13 protein-coding genes are annotated in these 18,695 nt (G+C 36.5%); 7 read left to right on the top strand and 6 right to left on the bottom strand.

The window, feature by feature from the left end:
- Nucleotides 1-1,581 precede the first annotated feature (1,581 nt).
- From secA to H033_RS0117735, 6 genes are all read right to left on the bottom strand, one after another.
- A complete protein-coding gene (gene secA, locus H033_RS0117760; protein WP_026839498.1) occupies nucleotides 1,582-4,944 on the bottom strand; it encodes a preprotein translocase subunit SecA in 3,363 nt (1,120 codons plus the stop codon).
- 85 nt (nucleotides 4,945-5,029) lie between these two features.
- Nucleotides 5,030-5,251, bottom strand: a complete 222-nt coding sequence (locus H033_RS0117755) for a DUF2795 domain-containing protein (protein WP_006989959.1) — start codon at nucleotides 5,249-5,251, stop codon at nucleotides 5,030-5,032.
- 153 nt (nucleotides 5,252-5,404) lie between these two features.
- Entirely contained in the window at nucleotides 5,405-5,980 is a 576-nt protein-coding gene (locus H033_RS0117750) for a cob(I)yrinic acid a,c-diamide adenosyltransferase (protein ID WP_026839497.1), read from the bottom strand.
- A gap of 2,396 nt (nucleotides 5,981-8,376) precedes the next feature.
- Nucleotides 8,377-9,081: an ABC transporter ATP-binding protein gene (locus H033_RS0117745; protein ID WP_034886449.1), complete on the bottom strand. Its 705-nt coding sequence runs from the start codon at nucleotides 9,079-9,081 to the stop codon at nucleotides 8,377-8,379.
- Between the two features lie 54 nt (nucleotides 9,082-9,135).
- Nucleotides 9,136-9,924 carry an O-methyltransferase gene (locus H033_RS0117740; RefSeq protein ID WP_026839495.1) on the bottom strand — a complete coding sequence of 263 codons (789 nt, stop codon included), beginning with the start codon at nucleotides 9,922-9,924 and terminating at the stop codon, nucleotides 9,136-9,138.
- Nucleotides 9,925-10,782: 858 nt separating this feature from the next.
- Nucleotides 10,783-12,651 (bottom strand): ABC-F family ATP-binding cassette domain-containing protein, encoded by a 1,869-nt coding sequence (locus tag H033_RS0117735; protein ID WP_026839494.1) that lies wholly within the window; start codon nucleotides 12,649-12,651, stop codon nucleotides 10,783-10,785.
- A 187-nt stretch (nucleotides 12,652-12,838) separates the two neighbouring features.
- Between H033_RS0117735 and H033_RS0117730 the strand changes: the two genes are divergently transcribed.
- The 7 genes from H033_RS0117730 (at nucleotide 12,839) to H033_RS22220 (ending at nucleotide 18,439) form a co-directional block, all read left to right on the top strand.
- Nucleotides 12,839-13,627 (top strand): polysaccharide biosynthesis/export family protein, encoded by a 789-nt coding sequence (locus tag H033_RS0117730; protein WP_026839493.1) that lies wholly within the window; start codon nucleotides 12,839-12,841, stop codon nucleotides 13,625-13,627.
- Nucleotides 13,628-13,629: 2 nt separating this feature from the next.
- The gene (locus tag H033_RS0117725) at nucleotides 13,630-16,098 is read left to right on the top strand and encodes a polysaccharide biosynthesis tyrosine autokinase (RefSeq protein ID WP_026839492.1); all 2,469 of its coding nucleotides are present in this window, start codon (nucleotides 13,630-13,632) and stop codon (nucleotides 16,096-16,098) included.
- A gap of 36 nt (nucleotides 16,099-16,134) precedes the next feature.
- Nucleotides 16,135-16,530 carry a four helix bundle protein gene (locus H033_RS0117720; RefSeq protein ID WP_026839491.1) on the top strand — a complete coding sequence of 132 codons (396 nt, stop codon included), beginning with the start codon at nucleotides 16,135-16,137 and terminating at the stop codon, nucleotides 16,528-16,530.
- 123 nt (nucleotides 16,531-16,653) lie between these two features.
- Nucleotides 16,654-17,514: an ABC transporter permease gene (locus H033_RS0117715; protein ID WP_026839490.1), complete on the top strand. Its 861-nt coding sequence runs from the start codon at nucleotides 16,654-16,656 to the stop codon at nucleotides 17,512-17,514.
- Nucleotides 17,515-17,571: 57 nt separating this feature from the next.
- On the top strand, nucleotides 17,572-17,823 hold the full coding sequence (locus tag H033_RS0117710) for a type II toxin-antitoxin system ParD family antitoxin (RefSeq protein WP_026839489.1): 252 nt from the start codon (nucleotides 17,572-17,574) through the stop codon (nucleotides 17,821-17,823).
- Nucleotides 17,816-18,115: a type II toxin-antitoxin system RelE/ParE family toxin gene (locus tag H033_RS0117705; protein ID WP_026839488.1), complete on the top strand. Its 300-nt coding sequence runs from the start codon at nucleotides 17,816-17,818 to the stop codon at nucleotides 18,113-18,115. Before H033_RS0117710 ends, H033_RS0117705 begins: the two co-directional genes overlap by 8 nt.
- 111 nt (nucleotides 18,116-18,226) lie before the next feature.
- Complete coding sequence (locus H033_RS22220; RefSeq protein WP_034886448.1) at nucleotides 18,227-18,439, top strand: hypothetical protein; 213 nt, start codon at nucleotides 18,227-18,229, stop codon at nucleotides 18,437-18,439.
- Nucleotides 18,440-18,695 lie beyond the last annotated feature (256 nt).

Raw genomic sequence — 18,695 nt, 5'->3', positions numbered from 1 at the left:
AAGAAGCTCTCTCAAATTACGAAGTCCGTAATACTGTCCCGAGGCAGCATGATGTTTCAGGATCTTGATTGTTTTGTAGGCTTTACGTTATTTGTCATTCCGAGCCTTTAGAAGTATCAAGACAGCTATTCAATCACATTTCGACATCCCGATCTCACTGGAAATGAGATAACTTTAAAAAATGTCATTTCGACGAAGGAAAAATCTCTTTAATTTGCAGAGATTCTTCACTTCATTTCATTGCGCTCAGAATGACAATTTTGCAAATGTCTAAAACCTTAGTTTTTCGAAGTATCAATATTACCATTCAATCACATTTCGACAAGCTCAGTGTGACAATTCAATATAATCTTCTGTGTAACATAAAATGTCAAACTGAGCCTGTCGAAGTTTTTAACGGCTTGAATTGTGCAATTATATATCGACATCCAGATCCCTCGGGAAATGGGATAACGTTGAAAAAATGTCATTCCGACGAAGGAGGAATCTCTTTAATTTGCAGAGATTCTTCACTTCATTTCATTGCGTTCAGAATGACAATTTTGCAAATGTCTAAAACCTTAGTTTTTCGAAGTATCAATATTACCATTCAATCACATTTCGACAAGCTCAATGTGACAATTCAATATAATCTTCTGTGTAACATAAAATGTCAAACTGAGCCTGTCGAAGTTTTTAACGGCTTGAATTGTGCAATTATATATCGACATCCAGATCCCTCGGGAAATGGGACAACTTTAAAAAAATGTCATTCCGACGAAGGAGGAATCTACTTAATTTACAGAGATTCTTCACTTCATTTCATTGCGTTCAGAATGACAATATTAAAAATGTTAAAGACCTTAGCCTATCGAAGTATCAATATTACCATTCAATCACATTTCGACAAGCTCAATGTGACAATTCAATATAATCTTCTGTGTAACATAAAATGTCAAACTGAGCCTGTCGAAGTTTTTAACGGCTTGAATTGTGCAATTATACATCGACATCCAGATCCCTCGGGAAATGGGACAACGTTGAAAAAATGTCATTCCGACGAAGGAGGAATCTCTTTAATTTGCAGAGATTCTTCACTTCATTTCATTGCGTTCAGAATGACAATTTTGCAAATGTCTAAAACCTTAGTTTTTCGAAGTATCAATATTACCATTCAATCACATTTCGACATCCCGATTCCTCGGGAAATGTGACAATTCAATATAATCTTCTGTGTAACATAAAATGTCAAACTGAGCCTGTCGAAGTTTTTAACGGCTTGAATTGTGCAATTATATATCGACATCCAGATCCGTCGGGAAATGGGACAACGTTGAAAAAATGTCATTCCGACGAAGGAGGAATCTCTTTAATTCACAGAGATTTTTCACTTCATTTCATTGCGTTCAGAATGACAATATTAAAAATGTTAAAGACCTTAGCCTATCGAAGCATCTCGACTCCGCTCGAGGTGACATATTTCTTAACTAAGTTATATTGAGACCAGTGATAAAAAAAAGGAAATTGACGCATGATGGCTCCTAGCACAAACACCAAACCCGGCAATTTGCCGGGTTTGGTGTTTATAAAAAATATTTTATTCTAGCTTTCATGATCGGTAATTACCCAATCTCCTTTATCTAAAAGAGGGATCGCCTGCTTGTATTTCAAAGTTTTATTTTCACCACTCATCACATTTTTAATAGTAACCTTATCATTTCTATTGATCTTTGGCTGATCCCGAACTATGGTTTCGGTTACCTGAGGACGAGATTGTGTTTGCCCTGCAGCTCTACTTTGTGCTGAACGTTCATCTAAATTTGGGATTTCTTCCTTAGTGGTTTCCATTTTATCGCTGCGTCTTGGCTGACGCGCTTCCTGAATATTAGTTGTGTTCCCTTCTGGAATTTCTCCTTTAAATAAGAATGAGATCACATCTTTATTAACTTGTTCAATCATGGATTTAAACAATTCAAAAGCTTCAAACTTATAGATCAATAAAGGATCTTTTTGTTCGTGAACGGCTAATTGAACACTCTGCTTAAGTTCGTCCATCTTACGCAAATGAGTTTTCCAAGACTCATCTATAATTGCAAGTGTAATGTTCTTTTCAAAATCTTTGGTAAGTTGTTTTCCTTCAGATTCGTAAGCTTTTTCAAGATTGGTAACAACCTGCAAACTTTTTACTCCATCTGTAAAAGGAACTGCGATACGCTCAAAGTTATTAGCTGGATCTTCGTAAACATTTTTAATAATTGGAAAAGCTAAAACAGCTGTGCGATCCATTTTATTATGATAATGTTCGAATGCTGCTTTATAAACAGTTCCAGCTATCTTCTGAACATCCATTTTTCCGAAGTCAGCTTCAGAAACAGGAGAACTCATAGAGAAATAGCGAATAAGTTCGAATTCAAAATTCTTATAATCTGATGCGGCTTTGTTATTTTCAGTTATAACTTCAGAAGTATCAAAGATCATATTGGCGATATCCACCTTTAATCTATCTCCAAAAAGAGCGTGATATCTACGTTTGTAGATTACCTCTCTCTGGGCATTCATAACATCATCGTACTCAAGCAATCTCTTACGAACACCAAAGTTATTTTCTTCAACTTTTTTCTGCGCCCGTTCAATAGATTTAGAGATCATGGAGTGCTGAATTACTTCACCTTCTTCCAAGCCCATTCTATCCATTAACTTCGCGATCCTTTCAGAACCGAATAAACGCATCAGGTTGTCTTCTAAAGAAACATAGAACTGAGAACTTCCCGGATCCCCTTGACGACCAGCACGACCTCTTAACTGTCTATCTACACGTCTGGAATCATGACGTTCTGTACCAATAATGGCCAGACCACCTGCTTCTTTAACTTCTTTGCTCAATTTAATATCGGTACCACGACCTGCCATGTTGGTAGCGATGGTTACTATTCCAGCATTTCCAGCTTCAGCAACAATATCTGCTTCTTTCTTGTGCAATTTTGCATTCAAAACATTGTGAGGAACGTTTCTTAACTTCAACATTCTACTCAATAATTCCGAAATTTCAACAGAAGTTGTTCCTATAAGCACCGGTCTACCTGCATTAGAAAGCTTGGTAACTTCGTCTATTACAGCATTAAATTTCTCTCGTTTTGTTTTGTAAACCAGATCCTCACGGTCATGTCTTACAATGGGTCTGTTAGTAGGAATTTCCACCACATCTAATTTGTAGATCTCCCATAATTCTCCAGCTTCGGTAACCGCAGTTCCCGTCATCCCAGAAAGTTTACGATACATTCTAAAGAAATTCTGAAGAGTTACTGTTGCAAAGGTTTGTGTAGCATCCTCAATTTTTACATTTTCTTTAGCTTCAATAGCCTGGTGTAAACCATCACTATATCTTCTACCATCCATGATACGACCAGTTTGCTCATCTACGATCTTCACTTTGTTCTCCATCACCACATATTCTGTGTCCTTTTCAAACAAGGTGTATGCCTTTAAAAGCTGGCGCATAGTGTGTATACGATCACTTTTTACGCTATATTCACGGAAAAGCTCTTCTTTTTTCTCTACTTCATCTTCCTTGCTAAGCCCTTCATTATCAATCTTAGCGAGCTCCATACCAATTTCTGGCATTACGAAAAAGTCTGGATCGTCTTCTCCAGATAAAAATTCTACCCCTTTATCGGTAAGATCTATCTGATTGTTTTTTTCTTCAATAACAAAATAAAGTTCCTCATCAACTTTTGGCATCTCACGATTGTTATCTGCCATGTACTGATTCTCAGTTTTCTGAAGAAGAAGTTTTATACCTTCTTCACTAAGGTATTTTATAAGTGCTTTGTTTTTTGGTAAACCTCTAAAAACTCTTAAAAGTTGAAGCCCACCTTCTTTAGTATCACCAGCAGCTATTAATTTTTTAGCTTCAGCTAATACCTTGATCAAATGATTTCTTTGAACCTCTACTATATGGTTGATTGCCGGTTTCAAAGCTTCAAATTCGTGAATATCCCCTTTTGGAATAGGTCCTGAAATGATCAATGGTGTTCTGGCATCATCTACTAATACAGAATCCACCTCATCTACAATTGCAAAGTTAGGTGAGCGTTGTACCAAATCATCTGGAGCGTGAGACATGTTATCTCTTAAATAATCGAAACCAAATTCGTTATTTGTTCCATAAGTAATATCTGCATTATAGGCTTTACGTCTTGCAGCAGAGTTTGGACGATGATAGTCTATACAATCAATACTAATTCCGTGGAACTGAAAAATCGGGGCCATCCAGGCGCTATCTCTTTTTGCCAAATAATCATTCACAGTTACCAAATGCACCCCTCTACCACTTAAGGCATTTAGATACATAGGAAGAGTTGCAACAAGCGTTTTTCCTTCCCCTGTTTGCATCTCTGCAATTTTACCTTGGTGCATTGCAACACCACCAATTAATTGAACATCATAATGTACCATGTCCCAGGTAATAGGTTTTCCGGCAGCATCCCAAGAGTTGCTCCAGATTGCATGATCTCCGTCTAATTCTACATAGTCTTTCTCTGCAGAGATCTCTCTGTCAAAAGCAGAGGCTGTAACTTTTAGTTTTGGATTATGAACAAATCGCCTAGCCGTTTCTTTTACAGTAGCAAAAGCTTCGGGAAGAATATCATTAAGGACAGCTTCAGTGATATTATACATTTCATCTTTCAAGGCATCAACTTCTGCATAGATATCCTCGTTTCTGGTAATATCTTCAGAAGCATCTGCTTCGCTATTTAATGCTTCGATTTTAGAGCGAATATCTGCGGTGACATCGGCGATTTTCTTTCGGAAAGTTACCGTTTTTTCACGCAGCTCATCTATAGAAAGCGCTTCAAAATCTTTCTCCAAAGCTTTGATCTTCTCTACTATAGGTTGTATCTCTTTAACATCTTTCTTGGATTTATCTCCAACAAACACTTTTAATACAGAATCTAAAAAACTCATAGTTTTTTGTGTTTAATATGGTTCAAATGTACGCAAAAAAAAAGCCTCTTTTAGGAGACTTTTTAGTATTTACGTGTTATGTTTTCTAATATTCATCCTCATTCCAAAGGTAATCTTCGTCTGTAGGATAGTCGGGCCAGATCTCTTCAATAGAGTCATATGAATCCCCTTCATCTTCTATTGATTGAAGGTTTTCTACTACTTCTAATGGAGCTCCCGTTCGAATAGCGTAGTCAATTAATTCATCTTTTGTTGCCGGCCAGGGTGCATCGCTTAAATAAGATGCCAATTCTAATGTCCAATACATTGATTTATCGGTGTTTATTTTTTGCAAAAATAATTTTTTTGTTGTAATAGGCAAGTAAAAAATCTATTATTTCGTCAATAATTTTAAGAACGTGGTCTAAAATGTTAATTTTTATACAAAATTTAGATTTTAGCTGAATAATTTTCAATTTGTTTAACTCCTCTTTTCAGGAATCCATTTTACCTCATTTGCATGTAAATCTTTGGACAATTTCCGTGCCAGCACAAATAGGTAGTCAGAGAGTCTGTTAAGGTATTGTAAAACCAATTCATTGAAGGGGCTTATCTCATGAAGTGCAGTGGCCATACGTTCTGCCCGACGGCAGACGCAACGAGCAATGTGACAAATTGACACAGAAGGATGTCCTCCAGGGAGCACAAAATGGGTCATTTCAGGAAGACTCTCATTCATAGAATCCATTTCTTTTTCAAGAAGAATGATATCCTCTTCAGTAATAGTTGGAATGTTTAAGCGCTCTTGTCCGCTTTTAAGGATCGCTTTTTCTGGATCGGTCGCTAAAATTGCTCCTAACGTAAATAATCTATCCTGGACTCTATTTAGAATTTCACGGGTATGATCTCCAACTTTTTGATCTTTTACCAGTCCAATATGGGAGTTCAATTCATCTACGCTCCCGTAACTCTCTATTCTTATATGGTGTTTAGGAACTCTGGTTCCTCCAAAGAGAGAGGTAGTTCCTTTATCTCCGGTTTTGGTGTATATTTTCATGTCAATTTTATTTTAACAATTCAAATATACAAACATTCAAAGAAGGTGATTAGAGAAAATGAGTATAAACTAACTATTGGAAAAAGCAGATAAGAGCGCTTTCTAGTGTCGAAGCTTCTTAATTATTAAACTTCACTAGTAGACTAGCTACTCTTTTTACGTTCTAGATAACGCATTCTAAGCTTTCTGTTTTTTTTATGCTTGCGAAGTTTCGTTGAGCTGCCTTTATTCCAAAGGAAATAGGTGATAACAGTTGCAATTATCAATAAATAAATCCAGGTTTCCCTGTCAAAATCGATCATTTGTAGATGAATTTAGTACAAGGTAATAAAATGAATTTTAAATGCCAAGCGGAATTAATGTCATTCCGATCCCGATTGCTATCTGGAGAGGAATCTCATATGGAGTACCCAAGATCCTTCGACAAGCTCAGGATGACATTCTTTGCAGGTTGACCGTTGATACTATTGTCCCTTCGAGCGTAGTCGAGAAGTCTTTAAATTATAATTTGATTTCATTGAGATTCTTCACTTCGCTGCTCTTCGTTCAGAATGACATTTTTCATGTTTTGTCATCCCGACGGAAGGAGGGATCTCTTGTAAATAGGCTTGTACTAGATTGAAATCCTTCGACAGGCTCAGGATGACATTCTAGGCCTTTGTCTCTTCGAGCGTAGTCGAGAAGTCTTTAAATGATAATTTGATTTCATTGAGATTCTTCACTTCGCTGCTCTTCGTTCAGAATGACATTTTTCATTTTTTGTCATCCCGACGGAAGGAGGGATCTCTTTTAAAAAGGCTTGTACTAGATTGAGATCCTTCGACAGGCTCAGGATGACATTCTGTGCAGGTTGACCGTCATTACTATTGTCCCTTCTAGCGTAGTCGAGAAGTCTTTAAATGATAATTTGATTTCATTGAGATTCTTCACTTCGCTGCTCTTCGTTCAGAATGACATTTTTCATTTTTTGTCATCCCGACGGAAGGAGGGATCTCTTTTAAAAAGGCTTGTACTAGATTGAAATCCTTCGACAGGCTCAGGATGACATTCTGTGCAGGTTGACCGTCAATACTATTGTCCCTTCGAGCGTAGTCGAGAAGTCTTTAAATTATAATTTGATTTCGTTGAGATTCTTCACTTCGCTGCTCTTCGTTCAGAATGACATTTTTCGTTTTTTGTCATCCCGACGGAAGGAGGGATCTCTTTTAAAAGGCTTGTAATAGATTGAGATCCTTCGACAAGCTCAGGATGACACTCAAGGCTTTTGTCTCTAAAGGAGCGTAGTCGAGAAGTCTTTAAATGATAATTTGATTTCATTGAGATTCTTCACTTCGCTGCTCTTCGTTCAGAATGACATTTTTCATTTTTTGTCATCCCGACGGAAGGAGGGATCTCCTTTAAAAGGCTCGTACTAGATTGAGATCCTTCGACAGGCTAAGGATCGCATTCTAGGCCTTTGTCTCTTCGAGCTTCCCGATAGCATTCTTTGCAGGTTGACCGTCAATACTATTGTCCCTTCGAGCGTAGTCGAGAAGTCTTTAAATTATAATTTGATTTCATTGAGATTCTTCACTTCGCTGCTCTTCGTTCAGAATGACATTTTTCATTTTTTGTCATCCCGACGGAAGGAGGGATCTCTTGTAGAGGAGAATTTTGCTTCATTGAGATTCTTCACTTCGCTGCTCTTCGTTCAGAATGACATTTTCATTTTTTGTCATTCCGATCCCGATTGCTATAGGGAGAGGAATCTCATATGGAGTACCCAAGATCCTTCGACAGGCTCAGGACGACATTCTGTGCAAGTTGACCGTTATTACTATTGTCACTTCGAGCGTAGTCGAGAAGTCTTTAAATTATAATTTGATTTCATTGAGATTCTTCACTTCGCTGCTTTTCGTTCAGAATGACATTCTCATGTTATGTCATCCCGACGGAAGGAGGGATCTCTTTTAAAAAGGCTTGTACTAGATTGAAATCCTTCGACAGGCTCAGGATGACATTCTAGGCCTTTGTCTCTTCGAGCTTCCCGATAGCATTCTGTGCAGGTTGACCGTCAATACTATTGTCCCTTCGAGCGTAGTAGAGAAGTCTTTAAATTATAATTTGATTTCATTGAGATTCTTCACTTCGCTGCTCTTCGTTCAGAATGACATTCTCATGTTATGTCATCCCGACGGAAGGAGGGATCTCTTTTAAAAAGGCTTGTACTAGATTGAGATCCTTCGACAGGCTAAGGATGACATTCTTTGCAGGTTGACCGTCAATACTATTGTCCCTTCGAGCGTAGTCGAGAAGTCTTTAAATTATAATTTGATTTCGTTGAGATTCTTCACTTCGTTGCTCTTCGTTCAGAATGACAATTGTAAGCTTTGTCCCTTCGAGCGTAGTCGAGAAGTCTAATTTACTGGATTTGAAATTTCCTTTTTAACATCACTTTCCACAATCCCATCTCTAAGTCTTATAATTCTATGGGCATGTTTTGCGACATCTTCTTCGTGAGTTACCAAAATAACGGTATTTCCCGCTGCATGAATTTCATCAAATAAAGTCATGATCTCTAGAGAAGTAATAGAATCCAGGTTTCCTGTTGGTTCATCTGCAAGAATTATGGAAGGTTTATTTACCAAAGCTCTTCCTACTGCCACACGCTGACGTTGACCTCCAGAAAGCTGATTGGGTTTATGGTCCATTCTATCGGCTAGCCCAACATTACTTAGTACTTCTTCTGCACGTATTTTACGCTCTGCTTTAGAGAAACCGGCATAGACCATTGGCAAGGCAACATTCTCTAGTGCAGTTGTCCGTGGTAATAAATTAAAGGTCTGGAATACAAAGCCAATTTCTTTGTTACGAATTTCTGCAAGCTCATCATCACTCATTTTGCTTACATCGTTCCCGTTTAGAATATAAGTACCAGAGGTAGGAGTGTCCAGACAGCCTAGAAGATTCATTAGAGTAGATTTTCCAGAACCAGAAGGTCCCATAAATGCTACATATTCTCCTCTCTCTATATCCAGATCTATTCCTTTTAAAACCTTAATGATCTCTTGGCCTAAAGGGAAGTCTCGAGTAATGCTGCGTATCTCAATAACTTTGCTCATAGTATGATTCCAATAAATTTATTGCTTTAATAGGACGCCGAGTTTGATGATTTGTTACAAGCGAATTGTAAAATGCTCTTTTTCTTGTTCTTTTCTGAAAAAAACCAGTCCCCAGTAAAAGCTATCTATAGTTACACGAACAGAAGGATGAGCTTTGATCTCCTCCCATGCTTCCTCCATTTCTGCAGACCAGTGAATATCATCAAAGATAAAAACTGAATTGTTGTGAACTAAGGGAAGTAGTTTTTTAAAGTATTTTAAGGTAGGTGTTTTTTGATGATTTCCATCGAAATATACCAGATCAAATCCTGAATCTTTGTTTGTGTTTCCTTTTTCTAAGATGGAATCTAAAAGCATATCGAACTCACCAATTTGGAGTGAAATGTTTTTTAAATTGTATTTATCAAAATAGTTCTGAGCTACTTTTGCAGTTTCGGGGCAACCTTCTAAAGTTGTTAGCGATATAGGATTATCTATAGCAATTGCTGCAGAAGAGATTCCTACTGAAGTTCCTAATTCCAGTCCAGTTTCAAACTGAAAATAGGAGGCTAGTTTATTTAAGAGAATAGCTCTTTTTATAGGAATACCCGCATTTTTTGCAATAGCTCCAACTTTTCGGTTTTCAGATTTAAACACGCGACTCCCGGCACCAAAGTCGGTGACTTTAATAATTTGGGTATCTTGGTTTACAGCATTCCAAAACGCTCTTATTTTCTGAAAAGCACGTTTGTTATTTTTTAGGTACAAACATTTGGTAAGCAGATCATATACAAATGGGGAATGCACTCCATGCTGATTGGAAGATCTGAATAGAAATTTTATGTAAGCTATTAATTGATGCAAGTGCGATTAAAGTTGACTGTTATGACTTCTCTTTTCTTTATTATTTGACGTCACCCTGTCCCGAACCATCGGGAGTTTCAGGGTCTAACATTAAACTTAAGTAAGATGCTGAAACGAGTTATCATTGATGTATTATATAAGTTACTGATTTATAGATAATTGACACGCCTAATTCTTTGCAAGTTTTTAATACGCTTTTTGTTATCATTGAGGTGATTTCAAGAATTTGGAAAACACTCCTTTTAGTCGGTAATGATTTGTTTAATTTTTAAGATTGTTCATTTTTTTGCCTGTCCAAAAAAACGAACCAAAAAAAGGACACTTTTTTGTAGGTGTTTCCAATTATGCTACCGCATAATTAGAACCGTCCTTCCACGGCTAAATTTTCTCCAAGGCTTCGAAAATTTTACGCCGTGGAAGCACTACACTTGCAAAAAAGAAGTTCCTAATAAGATAAATCAGTTAGAAACAATCATACGTCATAAACCTATGTTAGATAATTTTTTTACCACGGGTCTCAGCATGACGGATCTTATGTTTGCTTGTTAGGCCAAACCTCAAACCACAAACCTCAAACAATATCAAATAATGTTTATTAAAAATAACCTCTCGACTCCGCTCGAGGTGACAATTACTGGACATTTTTTCAAAATTAAAAATCCTGAAACCCAGAACCTCAAACCTCAAACCCAAAACATCACACCTCAAACAATACTAAATAATTTTTATTAAAAATAACCTCTCGACTCCGCTCGAGGTGACAATTTATTTAACATTTCCTTCAAAATTTAAAACACCAAACACCAAACACCAAACACCAAACACCAAACATCACACCTCAAACATCACCCCTCACATTTAAGCTTCTTTCGCCCCCAATTCAAAATAGCGTTCTGTTTTGTTTTCTATCTCATCCTCAACTTCCTTTAGTTCTTTAGATTTTTTTGCGATCTCATTTGAATTTGAAATTTCTAAAAACTGCTGCTGGATCTTTTCTTTTTTCTTTTCAAGATTAGCGATCTCCTTTTCAAGCTTATTGAATTCTTTCTTTTCGTTATAATTAAGTCCGTTATCTGGTTTTGGTTCAGACTTGGCAGCAACCTCTTTTGAATTGTTGTTTTTGGGTTTTCCGTTTGACTCAGCAACCTGACTATCCTCATATTCTCGATAATCTGAATAATTTCCTGGGAAATCTTCAACTTCAGCATTTCCTTTAAAAACGAATAGGTGATCGACGATCTTATCCATGAAATACCTGTCGTGAGAAACCACTACTAAACAACCAGGGAAATCTAACAAGAAATTCTCTAAAACGTTTAGCGTAACAATATCCAGGTCGTTTGTAGGTTCATCCAATATTAAGAAGTTTGGATTCTGAATTAGTACCGTACATAAATACAATCTCTTTCTTTCACCACCACTTAATTTCTCAACAAAATCATATTGTTTTTTACGATCAAAAAGGAAACGTTCCAAAAGCTGTTGTGCTGAGATCTGTCTTCCTTTTTGCAAGGGAATATAATCTCCATACTCACGAATCACATCGATCACTTTTTGTCCCGGCTTGGCTTGGATTCCGCCTTGTGTGTAATAACCAAACTTAATGGTTTCTCCAAGAATAACTTTTCCGGAATCCGGTTTAATCGCTCCGGTTAAAATATTTAAGAAAGTAGATTTTCCGGTTCCGTTTTTTCCGATGATTCCAATACGTTCTCCTTTTTGGAAGTTGTATTCAAATTTATCTAGCAATTGCTTGCCTTCATAACTTTTAGAAATTTTATGGATCTCTACGATCTTGCTTCCCATTCGTTCCATATTGATCTCCAACTGAACCTGGTGATCTTTTCTTCTTTTAGAAGCACGGTCCTTGATCTCATGAAAATCGTCTATTCTAGATTTAGATTTGGTGGTTCTGGCTTTTGGCTGTCTGCGCATCCAATCTAATTCCTTCTTAAAAAGTTGTTTTGCTTTATCGGTATTGGTTTGATCCTGTTCTATTCTGGCATCTTTCTTATCTAAGTAATAAGAATAATTCCCTTTATAAGTATATAGGATTCCATCTTCTAATTCCACGATCTCATTACACACGTTTTCCAGGAAATACCTATCGTGAGTAACCATGAAGATAGTGAAATTCTCTTTTTTAAAGAATTCTTCCAGCCATTCAATCATATCCAGATCTAAATGGTTGGTAGGTTCATCCAGAATAATGAAATCTGGTTTACTTAGTAGCATAACCGTTAAAGCAAGCCGTTTCTTTTGCCCTCCGGAAAGATCACCAACTTTTTTATCTAACTGATCCAGTTTCATCTTGAAGAGGATCTGAGTATATTGAGTTTCAAAATCCCAGGCCTGATGCATTTCCATAAGCTCAAAAGCTTTTTGGTAGGCATCTGCATCATCGGGATTTAATAAAGCTTTTTCATATTGAGCGATCACTCGCATGATCTCATTATCTGAGGCGAAAATAGTTTCCTCTACCGTTAGATTCGGATCGAGATCTGGCTCCTGAGCAAGGAAAGCCGAAGTGATACCCTTTCTATAAACAACTCTTCCATCATCTGGAGTTTCTGTGCCGGCAAGTATATGTAATAAGGTGGTTTTTCCACTTCCATTTTTTGCTACAAAGCCCACTTTTTGTCCTTCATTGATTCCGAAGGAGATATTAGAGAACAGCCCGACTTCCCCAAAAGATTTGGCTATATTTTCAACCGATAAGTAATTCACAGAATAAATTTTTTGCAAAAATAGCTAGAATTTACGGAGTTAAAAGAAGATTAGTTTTATTATTAGCCTACAACCGCTATATTTGTTTTTCAAGCTTTGCTTTCATGGCTTATATTTATTGACTGAAGGGCTTGATTTTATACCCAATATCTAGCTATTTTGAATTTATTTACATCGATCTCCGCTTATGAACTATAAATTATTGGTATTCATTGGAATTGTTGTTTTAAGTTTCACATCATGTATTTCTACAAAGAAGATCACCTATTTACAGCAGGATGAAACAGCGGTAGATAGTATTATTCAAATTCAGCGCCTTCAAAAACCATATAGAATTCAGATAAATGATCTTTTGAGTATTCGTGTAAAAGCTTTAGATCAGGAATTAGTTGGTATGTTTAATCCTATTAACGATGCAAATGCTGCGGCTACTGGGGAAGAACGATTGTATTATGATGGATTCTTAGTAGATCCACATGGCAATATTAGAATTCCTTCTTTAGGGGAAATTAATGTGATGGGCTTTACCGTAGATGAGGTGAGAGAGCGAATAGAAAAAGAATTATTGGATCAGTATTTTAAAAATGAAGCAAACATTTTTGTAACAGTTAAACTGGCAGGAATACGCTATACTACGCTCGGGGAAATAGGTTCTGGGAGCCAGGTGGTTTATAAAGAACAGGTGACTATTATGGAAGCTGTTGCAAATGCTGGAGGAATTACTGAATATGGGGATCTAACCAATATTAAAATTATCAGGCAGTACCCAGGAGGAGAAAAAATTCATAGTATAGATCTTACCTCGATAGCAGCAACCAAAAGTCCTTATTATTATATTCAACCCAACGATTTAATACTGGTAGATCCATTGCCTCAAAAAGCATTAGGTTTTGGCACTACAGGATTAGGAACTGCCAGGGATATAGTAGGTGTGGTAACTTTACTTACTTCTGTAATCTTAATTTTCACAAGATAATTATGGCAAATGAAGATGATCATATTTCCGATGTAGGTTCCACTTTCGACTTTAAAGGCTTTCTCCTTAAGATCTTAAGTTATTGGCAACTAATATTGATTTCGGTAGCTATAAGTATGGCGGTGGCTTATTATAACAATGTTCGAAAATTACCGGTATATCAACTGGGTAATTCCATCGCTATAAAAGATGATCAGAATCCATTTTTTACTACAAATACGAGTCTTACTTTTAATTGGGGTGGGGTTTCAGATAAGGTAAGTACCGCTACCACAATATTAAAATCGCGTACTCATAATGAAGAGGTAGTGGAGAAACTTCAATACTATATTCAGTATTTAAAGGAGGGCGAATATCAAAGAGTAGATGCCTATGGAAGTACTCCCTTTGTAATTGCAGTAGATACAACCCGATTTCAAGCTGTAAATTTACCTATTACAATAACCTTCAAATCTGAAGATGCTTTCAATATAAAAGCCAATATTCCAGCTTCAATTTCTACACAAAATTACGGTACAAAAGAAAAGGGATCCTTGAGTCTGGATTCTCAGGATTTTAGTAGAGATTTTAAGGTTGGGGAACCCATTCAACTTCCTTTTTTTAGTGGTGTAGTAAATAGGAGTAATCAAGCGCTACAAATTGGAACTCCTTTTTATATCAGCTTCATAAATTTTGATTCTGCTGTAGGCCAATATAGAGGTGTGGGTATAGGAGCAGATAATATGAATGGTTCTATGCTAAATCTATCCATGTCTGGAGGTAATAAAGCAAGAATCGTAGAATATTTGAATGGTACGGTTGGGGTACTGAGTGATAATATGCTGGAGCGAAAGAATTTATTTGCTACTAAAACTATAAGATTCATTGATAGCAGTTTGGCTGTGAAATCAAGGGAATTAAAAGATGTCGAAGATGAACTAAATGATTTTAGAAATGACAATTCCATCTTGGATATTTCTGCGGAAAGTTCTCAAATTTCATCAAAGTTGGCAGGCTTCGATGTAAGAAAAGAGGATATCCGCAGGCAGCTAGCTTATTTTAGTATTTTGGAAAGTTATCTGCAGACCAAGACAGATTACAGCAATGTTCCTGCCCCTTCTGTGGCTGGTATTAACGAGGGAAGTATCACCTCAGGAGTTGGTAAGATCCTGGAATTATCTCAAGAGCGAAGTAAATATCAATATTCTTTAAAAGAAAACTCCCCTGTTTTTGCGGATATAGATAGACAGATCAATTCGATTAAAACCGTATTACTAGAGAATATAAGTTCTTCCACTGGATTGTTACAAGGTGAACAAAGATCTATAAATGCACAGATAGCACAATCTGAAGCAGCAATCAAAAAATTACCCCAAGAGGAGCAAGATCTGTTGAAGATCCAGCGAAAATATAGCATTAGTGAAAAAACTTATAATCTCTTCCTAGAAAAGCGAAGCGAAGCCAGTTTAATAAAGGCAGCAAATGTGAGTGATGTAATGATCATAGATGGCGCAAAAGATACTGGAGGAGGCCAGATAGGACCTAATACACAATTGAACTATGTAATGGCTTTATTAGTGGGGGCTGTTATTCCATTGGTTTTTGTGTTTCTCATTGTTTTCCTAAATACAAATGTTCTGAACGCTCAAGAAGTTTCGAGATTATCCCCAATTCCTATTTTGGGTTTAATAGGGAAGAATAAAGTGGAATCTAATTTGGTGGTTTTTGAAAAACCTAAATCTGCGATTTCTGAAGGCTTTAGGGGGATTCGAAGTAGTTTGCAGTTCATGTATAAAAAACTAAGCCTTACTGGCTCCAAAACCGTGATGATCACATCTTCTGTCTCTGGCGAAGGAAAAACCTTTTGCGCGATGAACTTAGCAACTGTTTTTGCACTTAGTGAAAAGAAAACAGTTCTTATCGGACTTGATTTACGGAAGCCAAAGATCTTTGATGATTTTGAGCTGGATAATGACATAGGAGTCGTTAATTATATAATTGGTAATAACACTTTAGATGAAATAATTCAGCCAAGTAAAATACCATATTTAGATGTGATTACCGCAGGCCCGATTCCTCCAAATCCTTCTGAATTATTGATGGGGGATCAAATGGAGGTGATGATGGCTGAGCTCAAGGAAAAGTATGATTATATAATAATGGATACCCCTCCAATTGGGATTGTGGCTGATGCTATGAATTTGGTGAAATATGCAGATGCTACGTTATTTCTTATTAGGCAGGATTATACTAAAAGGGGAATGTTAGAGTCTATTAACGAGAAATATTCAAAAGGTGAGGTAAAGAATATAAGCTTTGTGCTTAACTACTTCCAACATCGTGCGAAATATGGCTATGGTTACGGTTATGGTTACGGCTATGGCTACGGTTATGGTTATTCGTATAATAAATACAATGCATATGGGGAAGGGCCAAACAAAATTGCTCAACTTAAAAAAGTATGGAGGAAGGCGATGAGGAATTTTGAATAAGTAAAATGTTTATTGTTTGTAGTTTATTGTTGAATTATGGGGAAGATCGAACGTTTTGAGGATATTGAAAGTTGGAAGTTGGCAAGGATAATCTGCCAGCAAATCGAAGTTTTATTCAAAGAAACACCTTTAAAGAAAAATTTTGCTCTTCGGGATCAAATGGAGCGTAGTTCGGGTTCTATAATGGATAATATTGCAGAAGGCTTTGGACGCGGAGGCAATCGAGAATTTCATAATTTTCTTAGTTATTCTAAAGGTTCCGTAACCGAATTAAAATCGCAACTTTACCGTGCTTGGGATAAAAACCTTATAAGTAATGCTCAATTTAAAGAATTGTCTTTCGAATGTGATAAAGTTGAAAATAAAATAGGAGCATTTATGTATTACTTGAGGAATTCTGACCTTAAAGGTATCAAATTTAAAAAAGAATAATTTAGATTAAACACCAAACACCAAACACCAAACACCAAACACCAAACACCAAACACCAAACACCAAACACCAAACACCCTTGACTAAAAGCGCTTCACCTTTCACTCCTCACTCCTCACTAATATGAAAGGAACGAGCGACGACTGGCTTTATGAAATAAGTCCTAAACGAAAACTGATCGATCTTAACTTTCAGGAGATCTGGCGTTATAGGGATCTTCTGATACTTTTTGTGAAACGGAATATCGTTACCGTTTATAAGCAGACAATTCTTGGTCCGCTTTGGTATTTCATTCAACCTGTGTTTACGGCGATAACATTTACCTTGGTATTTAATAATATTGCCAACATTCCAACGGGTGATGTGCCTCCATTTTTATTTAATCTTACAGGGATTACAGCATGGAATTATTTTAGTCAGTGTTTAACTGGAACTTCAGATACTTTTAGGGCAAATGCGGGCATTTTTGGAAAGGTCTATTTCCCACGGGTAATCATGCCACTTTCTAATGTGATTACAAACTTGTTCAAATTTGGAATCCAACTATTGGTGTTAGTAGTCTCTTATATCTATGTAGTCTGGAGCGGAGTGGAAATAAGTCCGAATTTCAATCTTTTATTACTTCCTGTTTATATTTTAATGATGGCTATGCTTGGACTTGGCTTGGGAATGATAATCTCAGCCTTTACAACAAAGTATAGGGATCTTACTGTTTTAGTAGGTTTTGCAACTTCTTTATTGGTATACCTTTCGGCAGTGCCATATCCCTTGAGTGAGGTGGAAAACAAAATGCCAGATTATGTCTGGATCGTACAATATAACCCTCTCACACAAATAATTGAAGGCTTTAGATATATGATCTTAGATTCAGGAACTTTTACCTGGTTCGGATTTACATATACTCTGGTTATCTCAATATTCCTATTTTTATTCGGACTGGTAGTTTTTAATCGTACAGAAAAGAATTTTATAGATACCGTGTAAGCTTTACTGATTTCATTATTTACCAATTTTTGGTATATTTGGACAAACATTTTTAAAATGAGTAAAAACACATCTGTTTCACTTGGAGATTATTTTGATCAATTTGTTCATAGCAGAATAAATGAAGGTAGATTTAAAAATGTTAGTGAAGTTATACGCGCAGGCTTAAGGCTTTTGGAGGAAGAGGAAAGTAAAGTTATTGTCCTAAGAAACGCAATTCAAGAAGGGATTGATAGCGGAATTGCAAACGACTTTGAACCAAAAAGCCATCTTGAATCCCTGAAAGCAAAGAAAAACGCTAATGGCTAAATTTGAAATGACAAACAAAGCGGTCGAGGATTTGTCGAAAATATGGAATTATACTTTTGAAGTTTGGTCTGAAAAACAAGCCGATGTTTATTATGAAATGCTGATTTTAATTTGTCAAGAAATTGCAGACAACCCAGACTTAGGAAAAACCTATGAAGGAATTGCTCCAAACCTACTGGGAATAGAAGCAAATCGACATATAATTTTCTATAGAACTATTAAAGAAAATCATGTTGAAATTACAAGAATTTTGCATGGTAGAATGGACTTGAAAGAAAAAATATTGAAATAAAGAAATGACATTAGAGTGAAGAGTGAAGAGTGAGTTGTGGGTTGTCAGTTATCAGTTTTCGGTTGTGAGTTGTGGATTTTCGCTTCGCTCGATCTTGATTAATTTTGCCAAATGAAAAGCTACAAAGATCTAGATGTTTATAATTTAGCATTTACATATGCGGTGGAAGTTCATAAAATTTCTCTGAAACAACCTAAGTTTGAGCTTTATTATTCCCTTTTAAATGTGAGCGTCACCCTGTCCCGAACCATCGGGAGTTTTGGGGTCTTATACCACATATTTGAGATGCTGAAACAAGTTCAGCATGACGGTAACAACCTGTAATTAATTAATAAAAAACTATTTACTGTAGCAAACAATAAGAATCCAATATATTATATGATTTTCCTGAAATTAAAGAATTGAAGCTTAAATATGATAAATTAGGCGGAAAATTATATTCTTTTAATAAGTAGGTGGAAAACAATTGGAAAAACTAATCCAATCCAGAACCAATATCTGCGAACTGCCAACCGATAACAGACAACTGATAACTTCCAACAGACAACCGAGAACTGCCAACCGCCAACCGAAAACCGCC

It is taken from the genome of Gillisia sp. JM1, assembly GCF_000424645.1.
In the GTDB taxonomy this organism is placed as follows: Bacteria; Bacteroidota; Bacteroidia; order Flavobacteriales; family Flavobacteriaceae; genus Gillisia.
This window is presented reverse-complemented; position numbering and strand designations above follow the sequence as displayed.

Excerpts from the sequence above, each read along its gene's own strand:
- secA (WP_026839498.1), bottom strand. The coding sequence starts at position 4,944 with ATGAGTTTTTTAGATTCTGTATTAAAAGTGTTTGTTGGAGATAAATCC.
- H033_RS0117755 (WP_006989959.1), bottom strand. The coding sequence starts at position 5,251 with ATGTATTGGACATTAGAATTGGCATCTTATTTAAGCGATGCACCCTGG.
- H033_RS0117750 (WP_026839497.1), bottom strand. The coding sequence starts at position 5,980 with ATGAAAATATACACCAAAACCGGAGATAAAGGAACTACCTCTCTCTTT.
- H033_RS0117745 (WP_034886449.1), bottom strand. The coding sequence starts at position 9,081 with ATGAGCAAAGTTATTGAGATACGCAGCATTACTCGAGACTTCCCTTTA.
- H033_RS0117730 (WP_026839493.1), top strand. The coding sequence starts at position 12,839 with ATGAACTATAAATTATTGGTATTCATTGGAATTGTTGTTTTAAGTTTC.
- H033_RS0117725 (WP_026839492.1), top strand. The coding sequence starts at position 13,630 with ATGGCAAATGAAGATGATCATATTTCCGATGTAGGTTCCACTTTCGAC.
- H033_RS0117720 (WP_026839491.1), top strand. The coding sequence starts at position 16,135 with ATGGGGAAGATCGAACGTTTTGAGGATATTGAAAGTTGGAAGTTGGCA.
- H033_RS0117715 (WP_026839490.1), top strand. The coding sequence starts at position 16,654 with ATGAAAGGAACGAGCGACGACTGGCTTTATGAAATAAGTCCTAAACGA.
- H033_RS0117710 (WP_026839489.1), top strand. The coding sequence starts at position 17,572 with ATGAGTAAAAACACATCTGTTTCACTTGGAGATTATTTTGATCAATTT.
- H033_RS0117705 (WP_026839488.1), top strand. The coding sequence starts at position 17,816 with ATGGCTAAATTTGAAATGACAAACAAAGCGGTCGAGGATTTGTCGAAA.
- H033_RS22220 (WP_034886448.1), top strand. The coding sequence starts at position 18,227 with ATGAAAAGCTACAAAGATCTAGATGTTTATAATTTAGCATTTACATAT.